Source organism: Streptomyces sp. CBMA29, assembly GCF_014596445.1.
Classification (GTDB): domain Bacteria; phylum Actinomycetota; class Actinomycetes; order Streptomycetales; family Streptomycetaceae; genus Actinacidiphila.
In genome coordinates this window covers 116116-134180 of record NZ_MECL01000224.1, presented here as the reverse complement: position 1 = coordinate 134180, position 18065 = coordinate 116116, and the positions used below count along the sequence as shown (strand labels likewise).

The window sequence follows — 18065 nt, the reverse complement described above, 5'->3', positions numbered from 1 at the left end:
CCAGGGCAGGGTAACCTGTGACGTCGAACTCACCGAGGGCGTGTAGCTCAGTGGTAGAGCGCCGCCCTTACAAGGCGGATGTCGGCGGTTCGAAACCGTCCACGCCCACCCTCGGAAGAACCCGGGCCCCTGTCCAGCGTCCTTGGACAGGGGCCTCTTCCGTGTCCTGTTCGTGTCCCGTGCGCTGCCCCCTTCCCTGTCCCGTGCGCGGTGCCGCGACCGCGGCGGCCGGGGACGGTTGCGTGGCCCGTCACGGTCGGGGTTGGGTGGGGTCATGACGCGCCCCGTGCTCTATCTGTTCGGCTCCGCCGCACCCCCGGTACTCGGCATCGCCTCGGTCGTCGAGAGCGCGCAACGAGCCGGGTGGGACGTCTGCCTCGGCCTGACGCCCGCCGCCGCCAACTGGCTCTTCTCCCAGACGAAGAAGCTGACGAAGCTGACCGGCCACCCGGTGCGCAGCAGGTACAAGAAGCCCGGCGAGCCGGACGTCTGGCCGCCCGCGGACGTGATCGCCGTCGCGCCGGCCACCTTCAACACGGTCAACCAGTGGGCGCTCGGGATCACCGGCCACTTCGTCGTCGGCGTCGCGGCCGAGGCCATCGGCAAGGGCATCCCCCTGGTGACGATGCCGTGCGTGAACAGCGCCTCCGCCCGGCACCCCGCCTTCGACCGGTCGCTCGACGAACTGCGCGTGGCCGGGGTCGAGGTCCTCTACGGCGAGGGCGGCTTCGTCCCCCACCCGCCCGGCCAGGACGCCCCGGACGACTTCCCCTGGCCCCTGCTCTTCGAAGCGGCGAAGGCGGCGCTCCCCGACCACCTGCGCTGACGCCGGGCCTGGTCATGCCCGCGTGGCGGCCGATGCGGGCGGCGCCGATTCGCGCGGAAAATCGAGGGTTTGACGCCTTCGTTACTCCTTTGGGGGAACGGCTGCGGGAAGCATCGGCACGTGCCCCGCGCATGCTGACCATGAAGGGTGACCACTTCTAGGGGGAGGCGCGTCCGCGGCTGGACGGCGCTGCTTGTCGTGACGATGGCGGCAGGATCGTGGGGACTCGGCGCGGTGGCCTCGGCCGAGCCGCGCGCGCGGTGCCCGGCGGGAGCGGGCCACGGCAGAGCGCAGTCATGCCCCGCCGAGCCGTCCCGCCACCCGTCGCACCACGCGTCGCCCGTACCGTCCGAGGCCGCGTCGCCCGCGCCTTCGTACCGCGCGTCGCCCGCTCCGGAACCGACCCTTACGTCAACACCCACGCCCACGACCACACCCGCGCCCGCGCCTGAACCGACGCGGACGGCCGCGCCCTCGCGCGGGCTCGCGCCCACGTCTGTTCCCACCCACCGGACCGATCCCACACCCACGACCGCGCCGACGACCTCGCCCGCGCCCAGCCGTGTGCCCGACCGCCACGAGCCCGTACGGCACCAGCCGACGCACCACGAGCCCGTATGGCACGACCCGGGTCACCACGATCCCGCGCACCACGACCCCGGACGGCACCGGCCCGATCATCGCGGGCCCGGTTACCACCACCCGGACCCGTACGTCCCCTGGTGCGGTTACTGGCCGGACCAATGGCCCTGGACGTGGCTCTGCCACCGCCACCACCACCATCCGAAGCCGTGCCCGACCCCGACCCCCACACCGACTCCCACACCGACGCCAACTCCCACACCCACCCCGACGCCTACGCCTACGCCTACGCCTACGCCGACTCCCACACCGACCCCTACTCCGACCCCCACGCCCACCCCGACGCCGACCCCGACTCCTACGCCGAGTCAGAAAGCGGTGGTGACGCCACGTCCCCAACCCGCGCCGACGCCCCCGGCGCCAGCACCCGTACCGCAGCCCGTACCCACCGCCGCGCCCGTACCGGCTCCCGCGCCGGTGCCGCGGCCCCAACCCGCGCCGCCCGCCGCTCCGGTGGCGGTGCGCTGGCCGGAGAAGGCGCCGACGCCGGTCGCGGCGCCGAAGGAGCACCGGCGGTCGCTGATGATCACGATGATGCTCACCACCGTGCCCGCCGTGCTGGCCGTCGCCGTCCTGCGGCCCGGCTCCTCCGGCTCCAACTCCGGTCGCAGCAGGAACAACTGAACGTGAAACAAGGGGGATTTCCGCATGTCGCAGTGGTTGGCGCTGGTGATCGCGATGGCCGCGGTCTGCGCTGTGGTCCTCGGCGTGGTCGTCCTGCGTACGCGCAAGGTCCACGCGGACGACGATCCGTCGGAGACGCCCGACGTCATCGAGTACATGGTCATGATGATCGGCGTGGTCTACGCGATCGTGCTCGGTCTGGCCATCGCCGGTGTCTGGGAGGGGAGGAGCGGGGCGCAGGCCGAAGTCCTCGCCGAGGCCCAGGCGTTGCACGAGGTGAGCGCGCGGGCGCAGGTGTATCCCGTTGACGTACGCGACCGGATCCGCGCGGACGTGAACGCCTACGCGGCGTTCGTGGCCGACAAGGAGTGGCCGTACATGAAGAACCACGGCGAACTGGAGCCGCGGGGCAACGCGTTGCTCGACACGCTCCGCATGGACGTCTCGCAGTACGCGCCCACGTCCGACCTCGGCGCGCAGGCGTACCAGCCGCTGGTGGACGAGGTCGCCGCCGTCGACGAGGCCCGCAACTCGCGCAGCCAGAGCGTGGGCGCGACGATGCCGGGGATGGTGTGGTTCGGCCTGATCACCGGCGCGTTGGTGACGGTCGGACTGATCTTCACCCTCCAGATCCGGCGCTCACCGAAGGAGTTGCTGCTCGCCGGTCTGTTCAGCGCGCTCATCGCCTTCCTGCTGTTCTTGATCTGGGACCTCGACGATCCCTTCGGCGGCGGACTCGCGGTCTCCGCCGACGTCTTCCGGGACCTCGTACTGCGCCGCTGACCAGGGCGGCGCGGCCGGGAAGCCGGGAACAGCCGGGAACGCGACCGGCGGACACAACGAAGCGGCTCCCCTGCCAGGCCGGGCAGGGGAGCCGCTCTCAGGAGAACCGCGGTGCGGTCAGCGCCAGTTGGACACGTTCACGTTCTCCAGGATGCCGAGCGCGTCGGGCACCAGGACGGCCGCGGAGAAGTACGTGCTGACGAGGTAGCTGATGATCGCCTTGTCGTCGATACCCATGAAGCGGACGTTGAGCCCCGGCTCGTACTCGTCGGGCAGCCCGGTCTGGTTGAGGCCGATGACGCCCTGGTTGTCCTCGCCGCTGCGGACCGCGATGATCGCGCTGGTACGGGCGGCGCTGACCGGGATCTTGTTGCAGCTCAGGATGGGCACACCGCGCCAGCCGGGAACGGTGTGGCCGTGCACCTCGACCGGGTCGGGGTAGAGGCCCGCCCTGGTGCACTCGCGGCCGAAGGCGGCGATGGCCCGCGGGTGGGCGAGGAAGAACTTGGTGCCGCGGCGCCTGCTGAGCAGTTCGTCGAGGTCGTCGGGGAGCGGCGGCCCCGCGTGCGGCTGGATGCGCTGGTCGTAGTCCGCGTTGTGCAGCAGCCCGAACTCGGGGTTGTTGATCAGCTCGTGTTCCTGGCGCTCGCGCAACGCCTCGACGGTGAGCTTGAGTTGCTGCTCGGTCTGGTTCATCGGTTCGTTGTAGAGGTCCGCGACCCGGCTGTGGACGCGCAGCACGGTCTGGGCGACGCTCAGCTCGTACTCGCGCGGCTTGACCTCGTAGTCGACGTAGGTGCCGGGCAGCGCTTCCTCGCCCTTGTGGCCCGACGCCAGCTCGATCGCGGCCTCACCGCGCTTGTTGACCCGCTGCTGGGGGATCGCGCGGTGCGCCTCCAGGTGCGCGCGCAGCGTCTCGGACTGTCCGAGCAGCGGTTCGAGCGCCTGCCGGGGCAGGGCCAGCACCGTGGTGACGGTGGCCGCGCGGGCCGTGTAGTTCCACTCGGTGTCCGCGCCGAGCAGTGCCTGGTCGCCGAAGTGGTCGCCGTCGGCGAGGACTCCGAGCCGGGTCGGCTCGCCGTACGACCCCTCGCCGAGCTTCTCGACCTTGCCGTGCGCCAGCAGGTAGACGGTGTCCGCGGGACTTCCGGCCTCGGCGATGACCTCGCCCGGCGCGTACTCACGCTGGACGAAACGGTCCGCCAGCGCGGTCAGCGCGCCGACGTCGGAGAACGACCGCAGCGCGGCCAGCTCGCCCAGTTCCTGCGGGATCACCCGGACCTCTGACCCCGTCTTCACGAAGGTCACGCGCCCGTCACCGACCGAGTAGCTCAGCCGGCGGTTCACCCGGTACGTGCCCGCGTTGACCTGCACCCAGGGCAGTACGCGCAGCAGCCACCGGGAGGAAATGCCCTGCATCTGCGGGGCGGACTTGGTGGTCGTCGCCAGATTCCTGGCGGCCGACGTGTCCAGACTCGTACGTGCCTGGTCATCGTGCGGATTGCCGAGTGCGGTGTCCTGGCCCGCATCAACCGACATGTGCTGTCCTTCCCGTAAGCGGGTGATACGGCCCCATTCTTTCCGTCACGCAGAGTGCTGCCTATTGCCGAAACGAGTGAGAATACTTTCCGAAAATCCGGATCGCGGCTTTTGCCGCGGCGCACAGGGAGCGCGACCCGGCGCGCGCTCGAACCCGTGTGCGTCAGGGGGGAGTTCGGGGGCAACCGGTGGGTGGGGACGCCACCCGGCGCCGCCGCACCGCACGAGCACCGCCGGCCCGAGGGCCGGCTTACAGGAGGTCCGGGATGTTCGCCGCAATCGGGGCAGTCATCTTCGCCATCGCGTACATCATCAACGCCACGAGCACGAGCACGGACGCGGGCTTCACGCCGATCAGTCTGCTGCTCGCGGGACTGGTCTTCGTCGCACTGCACCTGGCGGGCGTCGGATCGGGCTGGGCGGTCCCCAGCAGACGGCGTCGTCGCCGCTGACCGGGTGCGGGACCGGTCCGGGACCAGTACGGGACCGTACCCGTGTCGACGCGGGCGGCCCTCGCGCTCGCGCCGACCGGAACGGCTACAGCGCCTCGACGACCGAGCCGCGGTCCGGGGGCGTCACCTGCGGCGGGATGGTGAGCGGCACGGCGGCGAGCGCCGCGGCCAGCGCGCTGCGGCGCTCCCGGCGGAAGACGTACGCGGCGAAGGCTCCCGCGCCCAGCAGCGCGACGAACGACATCAGGGTGCCGAGCCAGCTCGCGCCCAGCCACTTCCCGCCGATCCAGCCGAGCCCGACGCTGTACGTCGCCCAGGCGACCCCGGCCAGGGCCGACCAGGGCAGGAATTCGCGTGGGCTGCGGCGGGCGGCGCCCGCGCCCAGGCTGACCACACTGCGGCCGGCCGGTGCGAAGCGGGCGAGGACCACCAGGGCGCCGCCGCCCTGGTGCAGTACCTGTCCGAGCCGTTCGTGCGCGCCCGCCAGGCGCCGCGAGGACGCCACTCTCCGGTCGAACCAGTCGCCGCCCCGGAAGGCCAGCCGGTACGCCAGCAGGTCGCCGAGGCAGGACGCGACGGCGGCGCACACCAGGAGCGCGAAGACGTCGAGCATGTCGTCGCGTGAGCTGGCGGTCCCGGCGGTGGCCGCGCTGATCACCAGCACACCGCTCGGCAGGACCGGCACGAAGACGTCGAGGATCACGGAACTCGCCACGAGAACGTAGATCCAGGGCCAGTCGAAAAGGGAGCCCAGCCCTTGCAGCACCGCGCCTCCTCGTCCTTGGCCGAATTCGTACCCGTGGAGCGCCCGTCTGATGCCGGGCACCTCGTACTCGCCGTGCTTTCCGGCTCTCCGTCGGCGTTTCGCCTCGTCAAACCGGGTCCTGAAGGGGTGCCGCCGGGTGGTCGAAGATCTTCATCCACCGTCAGCCGTACAGCGTACGCCAAGGGGCGCCGCCGGAACCGGCGAGGGCACGTGACGTAGTAGACATCACTACGAGAATACTTTCCGCCGGGACCGTTCATCGCTGATCAGAGAACTGATCGGAAATCCGTACGATCCGCGCGGGAATCGGCGGGGGCGCCGGGCGGGCGCCCGCCTACAGTGACGCTGTGGCTTCCGCACCCGCTCCTCCAGTGTCCACCCACGAGACGCTGTCCACGTCGCTGGCCTCGAATTCCTCCCTGCTGCCGGTCGACAAGACCCTCGGCTTCGTTCTCGCCGCGCTGCTCGTGGTGGCCGCCGGGGTCGCCGCGTACGCCAGGCTCGCGGACGAGCACGACGACTACGCGCGCGGCATCGCCCTGGCGGGCCTCAGGGCGGCCGTACAGCTCGCGGTGGTCGCCGCCCTCATCGGCTGGGTCGTCAAGCACCAGGCGGCGCTGCTGGGCTTCGTGGCGCTGATGTTCGCGGTCGCGTCGCGGACCGCGGGGCGCCGGATCACCCGTAACCGCACCTGGTGGTGGGCTGCGGTGCCCGTCGCGGCGGGCGCGCTGCCGGTGGTCGTCGTGCTCGTGCTGACCGGCCTGGTGCCGATCGACGGGATCGCGCTCATCCCGGTGGCCGGAATCCTCATCGGCGGCGCGCTCACCGCCACCGTGCTCGGGGGGCGGCGCGCCCTGGAGGAGCTGAAGCTGCGCGCGGGCGAGGTGGAGGCCGCGATGGCGCTGGGCTTCTCCGACCGTGACGCGCGCCTGGAGATCGCCAGACCGGCCGCGTCCGGGGCGCTGGTCCCCGGCCTCGACCAGACCAGGACGGTGGGCCTGGTGACCCTGCCCGGCGCCTTCGTGGGCATGCTGCTGGGCGGCGCGAGCCCCGTGTCGGCCGGGGCCGTGCAGCTTTTCGTGCTCATCGCGCTGATGGCCGTACAGGCCGTCGCGGTCTCCGTCGTCCTCGAACTGGTCGCGCGGGGCCGCATCACGCGCGTTCCTGCCCAGTGACCGGGCGGTCTCGGACCGGGGTCCGGACCGGGCGCTCCGGTCCCGGGTGCGGGACCCCGTTCGGGCGTCGAGTAGACTCGTCGCAGCAGAAGGGGAGTAGCTCTTCGCCGGACCGTCGACATACTGCTCAGTTCAGCCGCAGTTCGCTGTTCTGAGCCGGCGCCCGGAGGCGGGTGTGCCGCGCGATGCGCGTACAGCCCGCCAGCGAGACCTTCGGCCGCAGTGTTCCGACGCTGCCGTGCCGAAGCGATCTCAGATACGGCTTGACGTTCCCCTGGATCTCTCGGTACGGCGCCCGACCGATTGAGGACCAGACCCCGTGCTCAGCCTGACCGTCATCGCCGTCGTCTTCGGCGTGATCTTCCTTGCCGAACTCCCCGACAAGACCGCGCTCGCCGGGCTCATGCTCGGCACCCGCTACCGCGCCTCGTACGTCTTCGTGGGCGTCGCCGCCGCCTTCGTCGTCCACGTCGCCCTCGCCATCGCCGCGGGCAGCCTGCTCACCTTGCTGCCGCACCGCTGGGTCCAGGGCGTGGTCGGACTGCTCTTCCTCGGCGGCGCGGCCATGCTGCTCTTCTCCAAGGGCGACGACGACGAGGAGGTGCGCGAGCCCGCCAACCAGAGCTTCTGGAAGGTCTCGGGCACCGGCTTCATGCTCATCCTGGTCGCCGAATTCGGTGACCTCACGCAGATCATGACCGCCAATCTCGCCGCCCGCTACGACGACCCGGTCTCGGTCGGCATCGGCGCCGTCCTCGGCCTGTGGGCGGTCGCGGCCCTGGGCATCTTCGGCGGGCGGCTGCTCATGAAGCGGGTGCCGCTGGCGCTGATCACGAAGATCGCGGCAGCCGTGATGGTGGTGCTCGCCGGGTTCAGCCTCTACGAGGCCGCCGCGGGCTGACCCTCCGCGAGGCCGTACGACACGGCGGGCCGGACCCTGAAGTGGGTCCGGCCCGTTCGTTACGTCGGTCGCGCCCGTACGTCTCGTCCGTATGTCTCGCCCTGCGTCTCAGTCGACGACGATACGGAGGCCGCCGTCCGCGACGGCCTCGACCCGTACCCGCTCCAGCGAGTCGACGTGGGCGGTGGGCGCGTGGACCGCGGCGCGCGGGCCGACGCCGATCACCCGCATCCCGGCGGCCCGCGCCGCCGCGATGCCGACCTCGGCGTCCTCGAACACCACGCAGTCCTCGGGTGCGAAGCCCAGTTCGGCCGCGCCCTTCAGAAAGCCCTCGGGGTCCGGCTTGCTCGCGCTCACCCGCTCCGCGGTCACCATGACGGGCGGCAGGGGAAGGCCCGCGGCGGCCATCCTGGTCGTCGCCAGTTCCTCGCTCGCCGAGGTCACCAGCGCGTGCGGGCGGCCGTCGAGCGAGGCCAGGAAGGCGGTGGCGCCGGGCACCTGCACGACTCCGTCGGTGTCGGCGGTCTCCTCGGCGAGCATCAGCGCGTTCTCCGCGTAGTTCTCGGCCATCGGGCGCTCGGGGAGCAGGACGGCCATCGTCGCGTGGCCCTGGCGGCCGTGCACGACCTTCAGCACCGCGTCGGCGTCCAGGCCGTGCCGGCCGGCCCAGGCGCGCCAGCAGCGCTCCACGACGGCGTCCGAATTCACCAGCGTTCCGTCCATGTCCAGCAGCAGGGCTTTCGCGGAGAGGACGGGCATGTTCTGGGGCTCCTCGGTACATCGGTGATCTACGGCGTCTACGGCGTCTACGGCAACTGCGTCGACTGCGTCAACTGCGTCAACTACGGCAACGTGGTTCCGCCCGCCGGTCAGGGAAGCGGGCGGAACCACTTTGTTCCCTCACGGTACAAAAGTGGGGCGCTCAGCGCCAGTCCCCCTGGTCCACGTACTGCAACAGACCCCATGTGAAGTGAGCGACCACCCTCGCGCCGCCGCCGGGCGGTGTCAGCGCCACGCGGGTACGGCTCGGCGCGTCCGGCGGCAGCGGTTCCGCGGGCGGGAACGACCTGGCCGCGTCGTCCACCGTGCACGACCACGGCCTCAGGTCGGCCACCTCCCGCAGCCTGGGCGTCGGCGCTCCCGGGGCCCGTACCAGCCACTCGTTCCACACCGCCGAGCCGCCGCCCGGCGCGCACAGCACCTCGAATCTCAGGTCCGGCCACAGTGGGGTCGGCCACCGCAGGGCTCTGCACGTCAGGTCGCCGATCCGCCGTTCCTCCTCCGCCTCCGGAGGGCCCAGCGCCGTCCTGTACCGCCGCTCCCCGGCCGGGAAGGTGCGCGAGTGGACTCTCGCCTGCCACCTCTTGTGCGCCTCCCGCGCCTGCGCGTGCGTCGCTCCCAGCGTCCGGAGCGCCTCGTCCACCAGTTCCGGTTGGTGGTCCGCCATCCTTCGCAGCAGCACCAGTTGGAACTCCGCGATCCCGAACGCCTGGGTGACCATCCCCCGACCCTAGAACCTCCACCGGGTGGCCTCCCGCCAGGAGGTCGCGCGGCCAGCGCGTTCACCTTGCGCAGGGCCTGCCCCGCAGAACCTTGCTTTTAGGGCGCTGCGGGCACCTCACGGCCGAAGGCTGGGGGAGGAACTGCGCGGCCAGCCCCCGCCGGGTTGTTAGCCCGAGAACAACAGCATCTGCCCCGCTGGGGCCGGTTTTCAAAGGCGCGCCACCGCTGTGGCTGAGCGCGCAATTCCCCGAGGGGACTTCCTCAAAACGCACGTGACGTGCGGAGGAGGGCGGCGGTCCATGAGCGGCATGGTGACGACTGAGTATGACGGCTGTGGCAAGTGCCTGGTCGGCGTGCGCAGGCTCAGTCGGAAGAAAGAGGCGACGTCGTCGCCGGAGAAGCAGGGCGCGCAGGTCCTTGCGGCGGCGGCGGGCGTGGGTGGACACGTGATTGCGGGGGCGGACGACTGGGAGGTGTCGGGGGGCACGGACCCGTTGACGCGGCCGGAGCTGGGGCCGTGGCTGCGGGGTGAGGAGGGTCCGTATCCGGGGATCGTGGGGCCGAGTGTGGACCGGATCGGCCGCAACCAGTGGGATGTGCTGAACACGGCGCACACGATCCATGAGCAGAAGAAGCTGTTGGTGACGGACGGGCACGACGGTCCGTGGGACTTGGATGATCCGGTCGACGAGATGCGGTTGAGCATGGAGTCGTTCGGTGCGCAGATGGAGTTGCGCGCCATGCAGAAGCGCAACCGGGACGGGGCCGTGACAGCTCGGACGATGGGGAAGCCCAACAACGCGCCGTCGTACGGTTTTGAGTACGTGCGTCTGACGCCCATGGGCAAGGTCGATCATGTTCGTCTGCACAAGGCGGCGGCACTGAACGCGCGCAATGTCGCCAACCGGCTGTTGGCCGATGAGACGGGAAGGATCACGCCGTATACGGAGGCGGCGCGGCTGACGAGGTCAGGTGTCCTTTCGCCGAGTGATCATATGGCGGTGATGTAGGGCAAGGAGTCGAAGGGAACTCCGTGGTCGCCGAAGTCGCTGATCTTCATTCTCACCAACGAGGCGTCACTGGGGTATCTGACGCACAACGGGCGCGCGGTGCTGGACGAGAAGACCGGTCAGCCCGTGCGGTTGTGTGAGGGGCCGTGGGACCGGCCGACCCTGGACAGCTGCGAGAGAAGTGCAGGCCCACGAACCCGCAGCCTGCGACGGCACCCTGCGCGCCGAAGGGGAAGCGGCTCGGGTCGAAGCTGGGCACGTGCGGGAACTGCGGCAACGCGATCACGGTCGGCAGCCGGGGAAGGGAGGGCGCTTCGTACCGGTCCACGGGCCGGGCGAAGAAGCTCACGGGGTCGGAGAAATGCGCGCCTGCCCCGTCGATCAAGCTCACGACCGCTGATGAGACGATCACCCGTTGGTTCCTGGAGCGGTACGGGTCGGGCGAGATCATGGAGAAGGTGTGGGACGCGGGTAGCGGCCACGTTTCGCGGATCGCGGAGTTGAAGGCGGACCGGAAGCGTCTGCGTGAGGACAGGCTGGCGGGTCTGCACAACGACGAGGACGGCGCCGAGTGATACCGGACCCAGTACGCGCGCATCGGGCGGGATACCAAGGAGTTACAGGTGCTTCCCGACTGTCCCGCAGGCATGCGGATGGTGCCCACCGGCAAGACCGTCGCCCAGGCATGGGCCGAAGCCCCGGACGACGCCGCACGGCGTGAACTTCTCGACTCCTACGACGTACGTTTCGTCCTGTATCCCGACGGCGCGGGGGAACGGCTCAAGGTCACGGAGGTGGATCTGTTCGCGGCGGCGTTGGCCGCCTGACAGGCCGAGACAACGTGTAGGATCCCAGCACCCAGCGCTCATACTGGGTCCTCCGCCATACGGTCACCGCCCCCTCAGCCAACAGGCAGCACAAGCACCGGGACGAGGTGCACGGCGTACATGCCCGTCCGTGTCCGGATCTCCGCCCGTTCGATGGTCAACCGCCCTCCGGTGTCCCGCCCACTCACCCCAGCGGCACTGTCGTGGACTCGGGCATGTTTGACCTGTCCGAGCGTCCATGGTGAAGAGCAGAATTCGAACCTGCTACGCCGCTGGTACTCCACCACCTTCGCGAACGACACCCGCAGATGCTCGTTCAGCGCCGCCTGACCAATCCCCGCAGCGGTCGCCAGGCGACGCCGGATGGCACGGCAGGTGCGGTTCCACAGCTCCCCGGCATGCGCGTGCCACAACGCGTGGGCGTGGTAGTCGTAGCACCCACTGCACAGTGGCTGACCGATCAAGCGGTCGTCGTCAGCATGGACTTTCCCGCAGCGGACCGGCCGACCGTGCTCGCACTCGCCGCCATCACGTCGGGGTCGGCAACGTTCCGGGCCCGCACGGTGCACCGCACCGAACGACGGGGCGGTGAGGGTGACGAACAGCCGAGGGTGGTTAACCACGGCAGTGGGCACGCTCTTGCCGCCCAGCAGTCCGGCGCGCACCAGGTGGAAGGTGTCCCCGGAGTGCTCACGGGAACACGGCGCGCACACTGATGTACGGCGGTTGCGGCATCGGACCGCCAGCCGCCCGCCAGGCTCCCCAGCCGTGTCATAGTGCCGCACTACCAGACCCGTAGAAGGATCTGCCGTAGTGGCGTGCCCGGACAGATACACCGGGCGGGCACAGCCCCCTGTCGCCCGGATCTGCTCACGCCAGCGCCCGTAGCCGGGCTCATTGGCAAGCCGGATCAGATCCTTTTCGGTATCGCTCAAGTGCCGCAGGCGCTCCGCCAGGTCGAGCGCGGAACGCCGTGCGGCACGGTCGTACAGGTTCACAGCCATGACGGCGGAGCCCTTTCGTGCCGTGCGGACAGGACCGAGAACGGCATGACAAGCCCTCCTTTCCGTAGCGGTTGAGCTGCGATGATTACGGAATCCGCCCGCCGGCCAGCACGGCCAGCACGGCCAGCACGGCCAGTACGGCCAGTACGGCCGACACGCTCAGCGACGAGGCGGCTTACGGGAACGCGGATGACGACGGCGCCAGGTGCGGCGGCAGTACCGGCAGCGCACCAGACGCCCACGCCGCCGGTACTCCCGCTGGCGCCCACAGATCGGGCAGCGCGGAGGCTCACTCAGGCACAGGACACCGACCCTCAGCCCTGTAGACCCGCCAGTCGTGCGCCATCGCTTCGGCCGCCGCCAGATACAGCGCCGGAGTCTGACCCGGCAGCATCCGGATACGCAGCCGCAGACCCGCCCACGTTAACCGTGGCAACCCCAGACGCGGAACCGAAGGACGCAACGGACTCCCGCTGACCATCAGGTCACCCGCGATCACCGCATGGCGCGGCCGGTTGGTCACCGCCAGATCCGTGGCAATGCACAACCGCCGCCACGTCGTCACCATCCGCCCGACCGTCAGCGGAAACCCACCCAGCGCCCAGCCCCACGTGATCCCGCCCAGCCAGCGCGGCAACGGACACTCCCACACCGGCTGCATGAGAAGCACCACGCACAACGCCGCCGATATCAACCAGATGATCAGTTTCCACGGCATCACGAACCACCATCCGATCCCGAAGGCGGGGCGTATTCCGTCGCCAGCAACAGCCGCGCCCGCTCAGCCGTGAACTCCCCATGCCGCACGATCAGGCGCAGCATCACTGCAACGAACTGCGCGTCATGCCCGGCCACTTCCAGGAAAATCCCGGCCCCGGCCAGCGCATCCAGATCACGGCCCAGCCGGCCAACTCAGCCCCCGCCTCACTCACTTCCGCCCATCGTCCCCGCAGCGTTGGTCGTTTCGGTCTCCACCAGCAGCCGCGCCGCCGAAGCCGCCTCATCGCAGCCCCGCGCCACCCGCAGCAGCGACAACCGGCGCGTGGCCGGGTCCAGCTCCGCCACCGTCAACACGTCACCGATCGACCCCAGGTGCGTCAGCCTGTCCATCAGATCCAGCCACGTACCCGCCATCACCCCTCACCCCCAGGACCAGCCTTGGCCTTGCCCGCAGCAGGCGCGGCCGGAGTCGACACCGAAGGCCCCGACTCCGGCGCAGGAGTGATCGCCGTCGCCCTGAACGAGATACCGGACCGGTCGCTCATCTGCCACTGGACCGCCGTGAGATCCCTGACTTCCACGCGCAGCCCCCGCGTCCAGCCCGCGTGGCTGACCAGGCACGGCCACTTCAACGGTGTCCGCTTTCCGTCCTTCCGCCTGCCGGATGACCAGCCCCACGACGTAGATCGTGTTGCCGTCCCGGTCCACGCGGATCTGACCCGTCTCCGGATTCACGCGAGGCTCCGGGGGGACCACACACAAGATCGCCCTCAGCCGCGCCCTATCCACCGGGATGGATTGCATAGGCGTACGCACCCTCTCCGTCGGTCACGACAAGCACCGGACACCTGTCCGGTTAGATACTTGTCCTAATAGGTTGCGAGAGTGCGCCGCTTTACGACCAGAGGCAAGCACTTATCCTGACAACTGATTGGGTAGACATGCACGTAGTACGACCCACTGACAGCCCGACGACACGGGGATAATGGGAGGCCAGTTCGCATGCCAGACGAGACCGCCAAAGCCGTACACCTCTACGAGGCCGTAGCCACCAGACTCGCCGAGCAGATCAGCCAGGGCCAGTACCCGCCCGGCAGCATGCTCCCCAGCGAAACCGACCTGATGAACGCCTTCACCATCAGTCGGCCCACCGCCCGCGCCGCCGTCGCCGAACTCCGGTCGATGGGACTGGTGGAGAGCCAGCGCGGCAAGGGCTCACTCGTCCGCCAGCCCACCCCGCGCGCCGACATCGACCAGACGATCACCCGCCGCGGGGAGCAGTTCTTCGCCTACGAGGCCCAGTTCACCCACGCCGAAGACCCCCACACCACCCACACCCACATCACCGCTGCCGAAGCCGAACTCATCGGCCACGAAGACGAAGCAGCCTTCGCCGTCCACCACCTACTGGTCGACCCCACCACCGGACTCCGCGCCCAGCACCGCACTCTCATCCCGTTCGAACTCGCCGCCCAGCAGCCTCGGTTGCAGGAGAACCCCGCCACCGAGCCGAACGAGATCTACGCTCTGCTCACCGCCGCAGGCCACACCCTGACCTGGCACGAATACATCACCGCCCGCCGATCCACCCCCGACGACCGCTCTACCCTCCGCATCACCGACACCGCATGGCTCCTCGAAACCCACCGCGCAACCCACTCCGACACTGGAGGCGCGCAATTCCTCGAAACCCTCACCGCCAGCGCCGAACGCACGCAACTGACGTACCACGTCACCGCGAACAGAGTGTCAGCGGCTCAGCGTTGAAAGCGCTGCTACAAGGAAAGGTCTAGCTAACGACTGGCTTCTTCTTCGCGGATTTCTTTGGAGGCCGCAGTTCGGGCAGGTACTTCGAAAGCCGGACAGTTATTGAGGTCCTAAGCCTATCGACGGATCCACCTGCTTCGAGCGCTGCTTGGGGAGCAACATCGAGAGTATAGTGACTCAAAGTTGCCGCATCCGTTCCAATGACCCGCCACAGCTTCAAGCGATTCGGTGTTTCCGAAGCCGATAGTTCAGTATCGAAAACATAGATCCAAGCTGGCGGGTTTTCTACTGGCTCCTGCCCCGCTTGCAGCAGGCGCCAGGTGCCGTCGGAATACTCTGCTAGCTCTGGACGTCCGAGATGCTTCTGCCAGCTATCCCAAACTGCCTTGGGGATAGCAAGAATGCAACCAGCAGAAGCGTCATGCGCCCCGATCTGGAACTTAAACATCATCTGATAGAACGTACGTTTGAAGGCGTTTGCAATATTCGGGCCTTCAACCTTTTCTGACAGCCACTGCGGGTGAGAGGACAGCGAGTCGCCGAACTCTCCCTTGTGCATATGTCTTGCGCTCCTCAGGTTCGCCACGGCCTTGGCGTAGGTTCCGTGAAAATCCATGGTCTGGATTTCGAAGATTCCGTAACGCCCAATAGAAACTGCACCGCTGGCATCCGGGACCAGTTCAATCATAGTTGCATCGAACGAGAATTCCGGCGACCGATCAGTCTCTCTGATTGAGATTTCGCCGCCCAGCTTGTTTTGAAAATAGACGATCGTAGGCTTACCGCAGACGACGCGCGCCCGAAGATCCTCGGCTACTTCCTTCCGCTCCAAGACCGGCACTGCAATGATGCTGACGTCAGTGCCAACCTCAAGGCCGAACAGCCTGTGGGCCGCGTCGTGCAGCATCGGGACGTCGAGAGCGCGAAACGGGCACGCGAGCCAATCTTGACGCTGGCCATTGCTCGTGCTGCTGATAGTGCAAACGCCCTTTGAGTTAACGCGCTTGACGCATTTAGCGTGCTTCCCCGTTGCTTCGGTCAGGAAGGGACACCGTTCGGCTTCTTGGTCACTAAGGCTTTCGGGACTCTCCGCTGTCACCGGATAGACTCTGTGACCAAACCACTCTGCAATAAAATTGTTCGGCTCCTTCTTTGCCTTTGCGCCGCCTCTTGGCACTTAAGGCTCCATCCCCTCAGTCTCGTTGTTAAGGTCAAATGCGAGCTGTCCCACCGCTTCATCCGCATTCTTGGATGCCGCTGCGTGGAACTCTTTTTGAAGTTCAAAACCGATTGCCTTGCGGCCTGACGAAGCGGCAACGGTGAGCGAGCGACCCGTACCACAAAAAGGATCGAGCAAAGTCCCACCAGGCGGGCATGAACTGAGAATTCGAGGTGTGATGAGATCGATCGGGAACGTTGCAGAGTGGCCATCTGAGCCCGAGCGTACTCGGGTCATCACCACATCGTATGCGTCGTCCTCGACTTCCTGATAGTCATAGTACGAGCTTTCCTCTTCGTCACCCAGCATTTCGAAGTCGTAGTACACGACGTCGCGTGCTCCAGGTTCTGCTTGCTCAATATCATAGTAATACTTGGCGCGGCCTTCCTTGGGGCGTTTAACGAAATGAAAGAAGTGCTCGTGAGCGAGCCTGAGTCGATCCTTCTCAGGGCGAGGCGGCACATTTGGCTTATGCCAGATAAGGTCATTGCGCAAGATCCACCTACGATCTTGCATGGCGATGGCGAAACGGGTCGGGATGAGCAGTAGCTGCTTCTCTTGCCGGTAGCCGCCCATGGGCGTCCTTCGCCGAGAACGAGGATTGTCACCTAGCCCTTGGCGCCCGTCGTGGCGGATGCTCGACCAACGCGCGAAGTACGTGTCTCCCACGTTGATCCACATGCTGCCGCGCGATTTGAGAGCGTGCGCTCCGCGTTGCAAGATTTCAACGAGATGACTGATATACCACTCCGGCATCGGCTCCAGGCCTAGGACGCCGCCGTGCTCGCGGTACCACTCATAAGAGGGGACGTTGAGTTGGTCCCTGGTAGCGTCTTCCGCTAGCCAATCCTTGAGGATGCTTTCGTTGTGCTCTTGACCGTAGCTGCGCAGTCCCCAATACGGTGGCGAAGTGATCAGCAGATCGATGGATTCAGGTGGAAGCGTCGCCATCAGGTCATAGGCGTCACCGTGGTGCACCTGGACCCGATCACTATCGGTTGAGGCTTCATTCTGCTCGGGCGTTGCACTTAGTGCCATCTCTACCGTTTCTACCTGTGGAACCACAGGGTGCAGCCTAGAGGGTTGATCTGACAGACGCGAAGTAGGGCGCGGTCATAGTCCGCCGCGTCGCCGCCGGTCGCGCCAGCTAGTCACCTGCCCGCAGCCTGTGTGCTGTAGAGCCCGGCACTGGCCCTGCCGACCGAGCAGATGCACGGCTGCCAGGCCTCGCGATACCGCGGCGGCTTGCCTCCCTGGGGCATACCGCCGCCTAGGGATGGCGGTCTAGATCTTCTTTACTTCCTCAAGGGCGCGCCTGCGGCGCGCCGGGCGGCTCTGCCGCCCTCCGGCCGAGCATGCGACCTGACGGCCGGTCCCGTCCGGAGCGGCACCCGCCCGCACGAGCCCGCAGCCCCCTGAACAGCACAAAGCCTCCTGCGCCTCGCCGGCCAGGGGGCCCATTTCACGTGCACACGTCACCGCGTACACGTCTTCGCGTGATCTCGCGCGGCGAACTTCGCGGGAGTGATCCCAGGAGCGAACGCGTCCAGCTTGCAGCCGGAACATGTCACCCAATGGCCGCCGCGCTCATCCTCTTCGATCCGGACCTTGCCGCGTCCGCCCTGGGTACGCCACGCCGCGCCGACCGTCTTCCGCCTCATCGCTCAAGTCTCCCCGCTCAGGAGTGCCCAGGAAAGGACGCCGTCAACTGCGCCTCCACGCGGACCGCAGAGTCACGGACATCTAACGACCGCTTCCCGCGCAACGGGCAGTACGGCGAATCCGGGATCGTCCCCATATCCACGTGCGTCAGTACCCACGTGATCCAACGGACCAGTTCCGGCGACCCCTTGAACCGCACGCTGCCCGAACCCTCGACAGCCGTCCCCGCCGCCACCCGGAACACCTCCTCAGGAACCCCCAGACCCGTCAGCAGAGCGCTCAGCGTCGCGGCGTAGGCCGTGCCCTGTTGGCCGAACTGAAGAGGATCGCCGCCGAATCCGCGTGCTCCCGGATCGAATGGACGGCGGACACCGACAACCCCCCGGCCCTCGCGTTCTACGAGGCACTGGGCATCGAGCAGAAGGCGGGGAAGGTCTTCTACCGTCTCGGCCTGTAGCACTAGATGTTGCCGTCGACAGACCGCACACCGGTTCAAGCAGCTATGGCTGATGGGCGGCTGATCGGGGCTTTAGGCAGCCACCATGGGGCGAGCCTCGAAGATCGGGGCCCACTTCGGGCTATTGCGGGCAGGTCCACAGCCTGCCCGAGTCGCACGAGCTTACGGGCCCCGATCTCTCGCCCCAT

The 18065-nt window shown here is 68.0% G+C and carries 22 protein-coding genes and 1 tRNA gene; 13 read left to right on the top strand and 10 right to left on the bottom strand.

The window, feature by feature from the left end; genetic code table 11:
• The first annotated feature begins 36 nt into the window (after positions 1 to 36).
• The 5 genes from BGM09_RS31325 (at position 37) to BGM09_RS31305 (ending at position 2875) form a co-directional block, all read left to right on the top strand.
• Positions 37 to 108: transfer RNA gene (locus BGM09_RS31325), tRNA-Val, on the top strand.
• Between the two features lie 166 nt (positions 109 to 274).
• Entirely contained in the window at positions 275 to 826 is a 552-nt protein-coding gene (locus BGM09_RS31320) for a flavoprotein (RefSeq protein WP_188285096.1), read from the top strand.
• Positions 827 to 1122: 296 nt separating this feature from the next.
• Positions 1123 to 1278: a hypothetical protein gene (locus BGM09_RS31315; RefSeq protein ID WP_188285095.1), complete on the top strand. Its 156-nt coding sequence runs from the start codon at positions 1123 to 1125 to the stop codon at positions 1276 to 1278.
• A gap of 511 nt (positions 1279 to 1789) precedes the next feature.
• A complete protein-coding gene (locus BGM09_RS31310; RefSeq protein WP_188285094.1) occupies positions 1790 to 2092 on the top strand; it encodes a hypothetical protein in 303 nt (100 codons plus the stop codon).
• 24 nt (positions 2093 to 2116) lie between these two features.
• Complete coding sequence (locus tag BGM09_RS31305) at positions 2117 to 2875, top strand: DUF4239 domain-containing protein (RefSeq protein ID WP_188285093.1); 759 nt, start codon at positions 2117 to 2119, stop codon at positions 2873 to 2875.
• A 117-nt stretch (positions 2876 to 2992) separates the two neighbouring features.
• Here the strand turns inward: BGM09_RS31305 and BGM09_RS31300 are convergent, their stop codons facing one another.
• A complete protein-coding gene (locus BGM09_RS31300; RefSeq protein ID WP_188285092.1) occupies positions 2993 to 4414 on the bottom strand; it encodes a family 2B encapsulin nanocompartment shell protein in 1422 nt (473 codons plus the stop codon).
• Between the two features lie 266 nt (positions 4415 to 4680).
• On the opposite strand from BGM09_RS31300, the gene BGM09_RS31295 reads away from it, so the two are divergent.
• A complete protein-coding gene (locus BGM09_RS31295; protein ID WP_188285091.1) occupies positions 4681 to 4866 on the top strand; it encodes a hypothetical protein in 186 nt (61 codons plus the stop codon).
• An 85-nt stretch (positions 4867 to 4951) separates the two neighbouring features.
• Here the strand turns inward: BGM09_RS31295 and BGM09_RS31290 are convergent, their stop codons facing one another.
• Positions 4952 to 5632 carry a DedA family protein gene (locus BGM09_RS31290; protein WP_188285090.1) on the bottom strand — a complete coding sequence of 227 codons (681 nt, stop codon included), beginning with the start codon at positions 5630 to 5632 and terminating at the stop codon, positions 4952 to 4954.
• A gap of 401 nt (positions 5633 to 6033) precedes the next feature.
• On the opposite strand from BGM09_RS31290, the gene BGM09_RS31285 reads away from it, so the two are divergent.
• Positions 6034 to 6807 (top strand): ABC transporter permease, encoded by a 774-nt coding sequence (locus BGM09_RS31285; RefSeq protein ID WP_223187860.1) that lies wholly within the window; start codon positions 6034 to 6036, stop codon positions 6805 to 6807.
• A gap of 319 nt (positions 6808 to 7126) precedes the next feature.
• A complete protein-coding gene (locus tag BGM09_RS31280) occupies positions 7127 to 7708 on the top strand; it encodes a TMEM165/GDT1 family protein (protein WP_188285089.1) in 582 nt (193 codons plus the stop codon).
• Between the two features lie 108 nt (positions 7709 to 7816).
• On the opposite strand, the gene BGM09_RS31275 is transcribed toward BGM09_RS31280, so the two are convergent.
• Entirely contained in the window at positions 7817 to 8467 is a 651-nt protein-coding gene (locus BGM09_RS31275) for an HAD-IA family hydrolase (protein WP_188285088.1), read from the bottom strand.
• 163 nt (positions 8468 to 8630) lie between these two features.
• Positions 8631 to 9209, bottom strand: coding sequence for a hypothetical protein (locus BGM09_RS31270; protein WP_188285087.1), 579 nt, complete (start codon positions 9207 to 9209; stop codon positions 8631 to 8633).
• A gap of 301 nt (positions 9210 to 9510) precedes the next feature.
• Between BGM09_RS31270 and BGM09_RS31265 the strand changes: the two genes are divergently transcribed.
• The 3 genes from BGM09_RS31265 to BGM09_RS31255 all read left to right on the top strand — a co-directional run bounded on the left by BGM09_RS31265 (position 9511) and on the right by BGM09_RS31255 (position 11048).
• A complete protein-coding gene (locus tag BGM09_RS31265) occupies positions 9511 to 10221 on the top strand; it encodes a recombinase family protein (protein WP_188285086.1) in 711 nt (236 codons plus the stop codon).
• Between the two features lie 146 nt (positions 10222 to 10367).
• Entirely contained in the window at positions 10368 to 10796 is a 429-nt protein-coding gene (locus BGM09_RS31260) for a hypothetical protein (RefSeq protein WP_188285085.1), read from the top strand.
• 48 nt (positions 10797 to 10844) lie between these two features.
• Complete coding sequence (locus BGM09_RS31255; RefSeq protein WP_188285084.1) at positions 10845 to 11048, top strand: hypothetical protein; 204 nt, start codon at positions 10845 to 10847, stop codon at positions 11046 to 11048.
• Positions 11049 to 11122: 74 nt separating this feature from the next.
• On the opposite strand, the gene BGM09_RS31250 is transcribed toward BGM09_RS31255, so the two are convergent.
• From BGM09_RS31250 to BGM09_RS31235, 4 genes are all read right to left on the bottom strand, one after another.
• Positions 11123 to 12052, bottom strand: a complete 930-nt coding sequence (locus BGM09_RS31250; protein WP_188285083.1) for a replication initiator — start codon at positions 12050 to 12052, stop codon at positions 11123 to 11125.
• Positions 12053 to 12341: 289 nt separating this feature from the next.
• Positions 12342 to 12770, bottom strand: a complete 429-nt coding sequence (locus BGM09_RS31245; RefSeq protein WP_188285082.1) for a hypothetical protein — start codon at positions 12768 to 12770, stop codon at positions 12342 to 12344.
• The gene (locus BGM09_RS31240; protein ID WP_188285081.1) at positions 12770 to 12907 is read right to left on the bottom strand and encodes a hypothetical protein; all 138 of its coding nucleotides are present in this window, start codon (positions 12905 to 12907) and stop codon (positions 12770 to 12772) included. Before BGM09_RS31240 ends, BGM09_RS31245 begins: the two co-directional genes overlap by 1 nt.
• A 69-nt stretch (positions 12908 to 12976) precedes the next feature.
• The gene (locus BGM09_RS31235; protein ID WP_188285080.1) at positions 12977 to 13186 is read right to left on the bottom strand and encodes a hypothetical protein; all 210 of its coding nucleotides are present in this window, start codon (positions 13184 to 13186) and stop codon (positions 12977 to 12979) included.
• Between the two features lie 588 nt (positions 13187 to 13774).
• Between BGM09_RS31235 and BGM09_RS31230 the strand changes: the two genes are divergently transcribed.
• Positions 13775 to 14539, top strand: coding sequence for a GntR family transcriptional regulator (locus tag BGM09_RS31230; protein WP_188285079.1), 765 nt, complete (start codon positions 13775 to 13777; stop codon positions 14537 to 14539).
• A gap of 22 nt (positions 14540 to 14561) precedes the next feature.
• On the opposite strand, the gene BGM09_RS31225 is transcribed toward BGM09_RS31230, so the two are convergent.
• A complete protein-coding gene (locus BGM09_RS31225; RefSeq protein ID WP_188285078.1) occupies positions 14562 to 15716 on the bottom strand; it encodes a NotI family restriction endonuclease in 1155 nt (384 codons plus the stop codon).
• The gene (locus BGM09_RS31220; protein ID WP_317452968.1) at positions 15717 to 16823 is read right to left on the bottom strand and encodes a site-specific DNA-methyltransferase; all 1107 of its coding nucleotides are present in this window, start codon (positions 16821 to 16823) and stop codon (positions 15717 to 15719) included.
• 739 nt (positions 16824 to 17562) lie between these two features.
• On the opposite strand from BGM09_RS31220, the gene BGM09_RS39035 reads away from it, so the two are divergent.
• A complete protein-coding gene (locus BGM09_RS39035) occupies positions 17563 to 17877 on the top strand; it encodes a GNAT family N-acetyltransferase (protein ID WP_317452967.1) in 315 nt (104 codons plus the stop codon).
• Positions 17878 to 18065: the final 188 nt, after the last annotated feature.

Coding starts and splice junctions, on each gene's coding strand:
- BGM09_RS31320 (WP_188285096.1), top strand. CDS start 275: ATGACGCGCCCCGTGCTCTATCTGTTCGGCTCCGCCGCACCCCCGGTA.
- BGM09_RS31315 (WP_188285095.1), top strand. CDS start 1,123: ATGCCCCGCCGAGCCGTCCCGCCACCCGTCGCACCACGCGTCGCCCGT.
- BGM09_RS31305 (WP_188285093.1), top strand. CDS start 2,117: ATGTCGCAGTGGTTGGCGCTGGTGATCGCGATGGCCGCGGTCTGCGCT.
- BGM09_RS31300 (WP_188285092.1), bottom strand. CDS start 4,414: ATGTCGGTTGATGCGGGCCAGGACACCGCACTCGGCAATCCGCACGAT.
- BGM09_RS31295 (WP_188285091.1), top strand. CDS start 4,681: ATGTTCGCCGCAATCGGGGCAGTCATCTTCGCCATCGCGTACATCATC.
- BGM09_RS31275 (WP_188285088.1), bottom strand. CDS start 8,467: ATGCCCGTCCTCTCCGCGAAAGCCCTGCTGCTGGACATGGACGGAACG.
- BGM09_RS31270 (WP_188285087.1), bottom strand. CDS start 9,209: ATGGTCACCCAGGCGTTCGGGATCGCGGAGTTCCAACTGGTGCTGCTG.
- BGM09_RS31265 (WP_188285086.1), top strand. CDS start 9,511: ATGAGCGGCATGGTGACGACTGAGTATGACGGCTGTGGCAAGTGCCTG.
- BGM09_RS31250 (WP_188285083.1), bottom strand. CDS start 12,052: ATGGCTGTGAACCTGTACGACCGTGCCGCACGGCGTTCCGCGCTCGAC.
- BGM09_RS31245 (WP_188285082.1), bottom strand. CDS start 12,770: ATGCCGTGGAAACTGATCATCTGGTTGATATCGGCGGCGTTGTGCGTG.
- BGM09_RS31235 (WP_188285080.1), bottom strand. CDS start 13,186: ATGGCGGGTACGTGGCTGGATCTGATGGACAGGCTGACGCACCTGGGG.
- BGM09_RS31230 (WP_188285079.1), top strand. CDS start 13,775: ATGCCAGACGAGACCGCCAAAGCCGTACACCTCTACGAGGCCGTAGCC.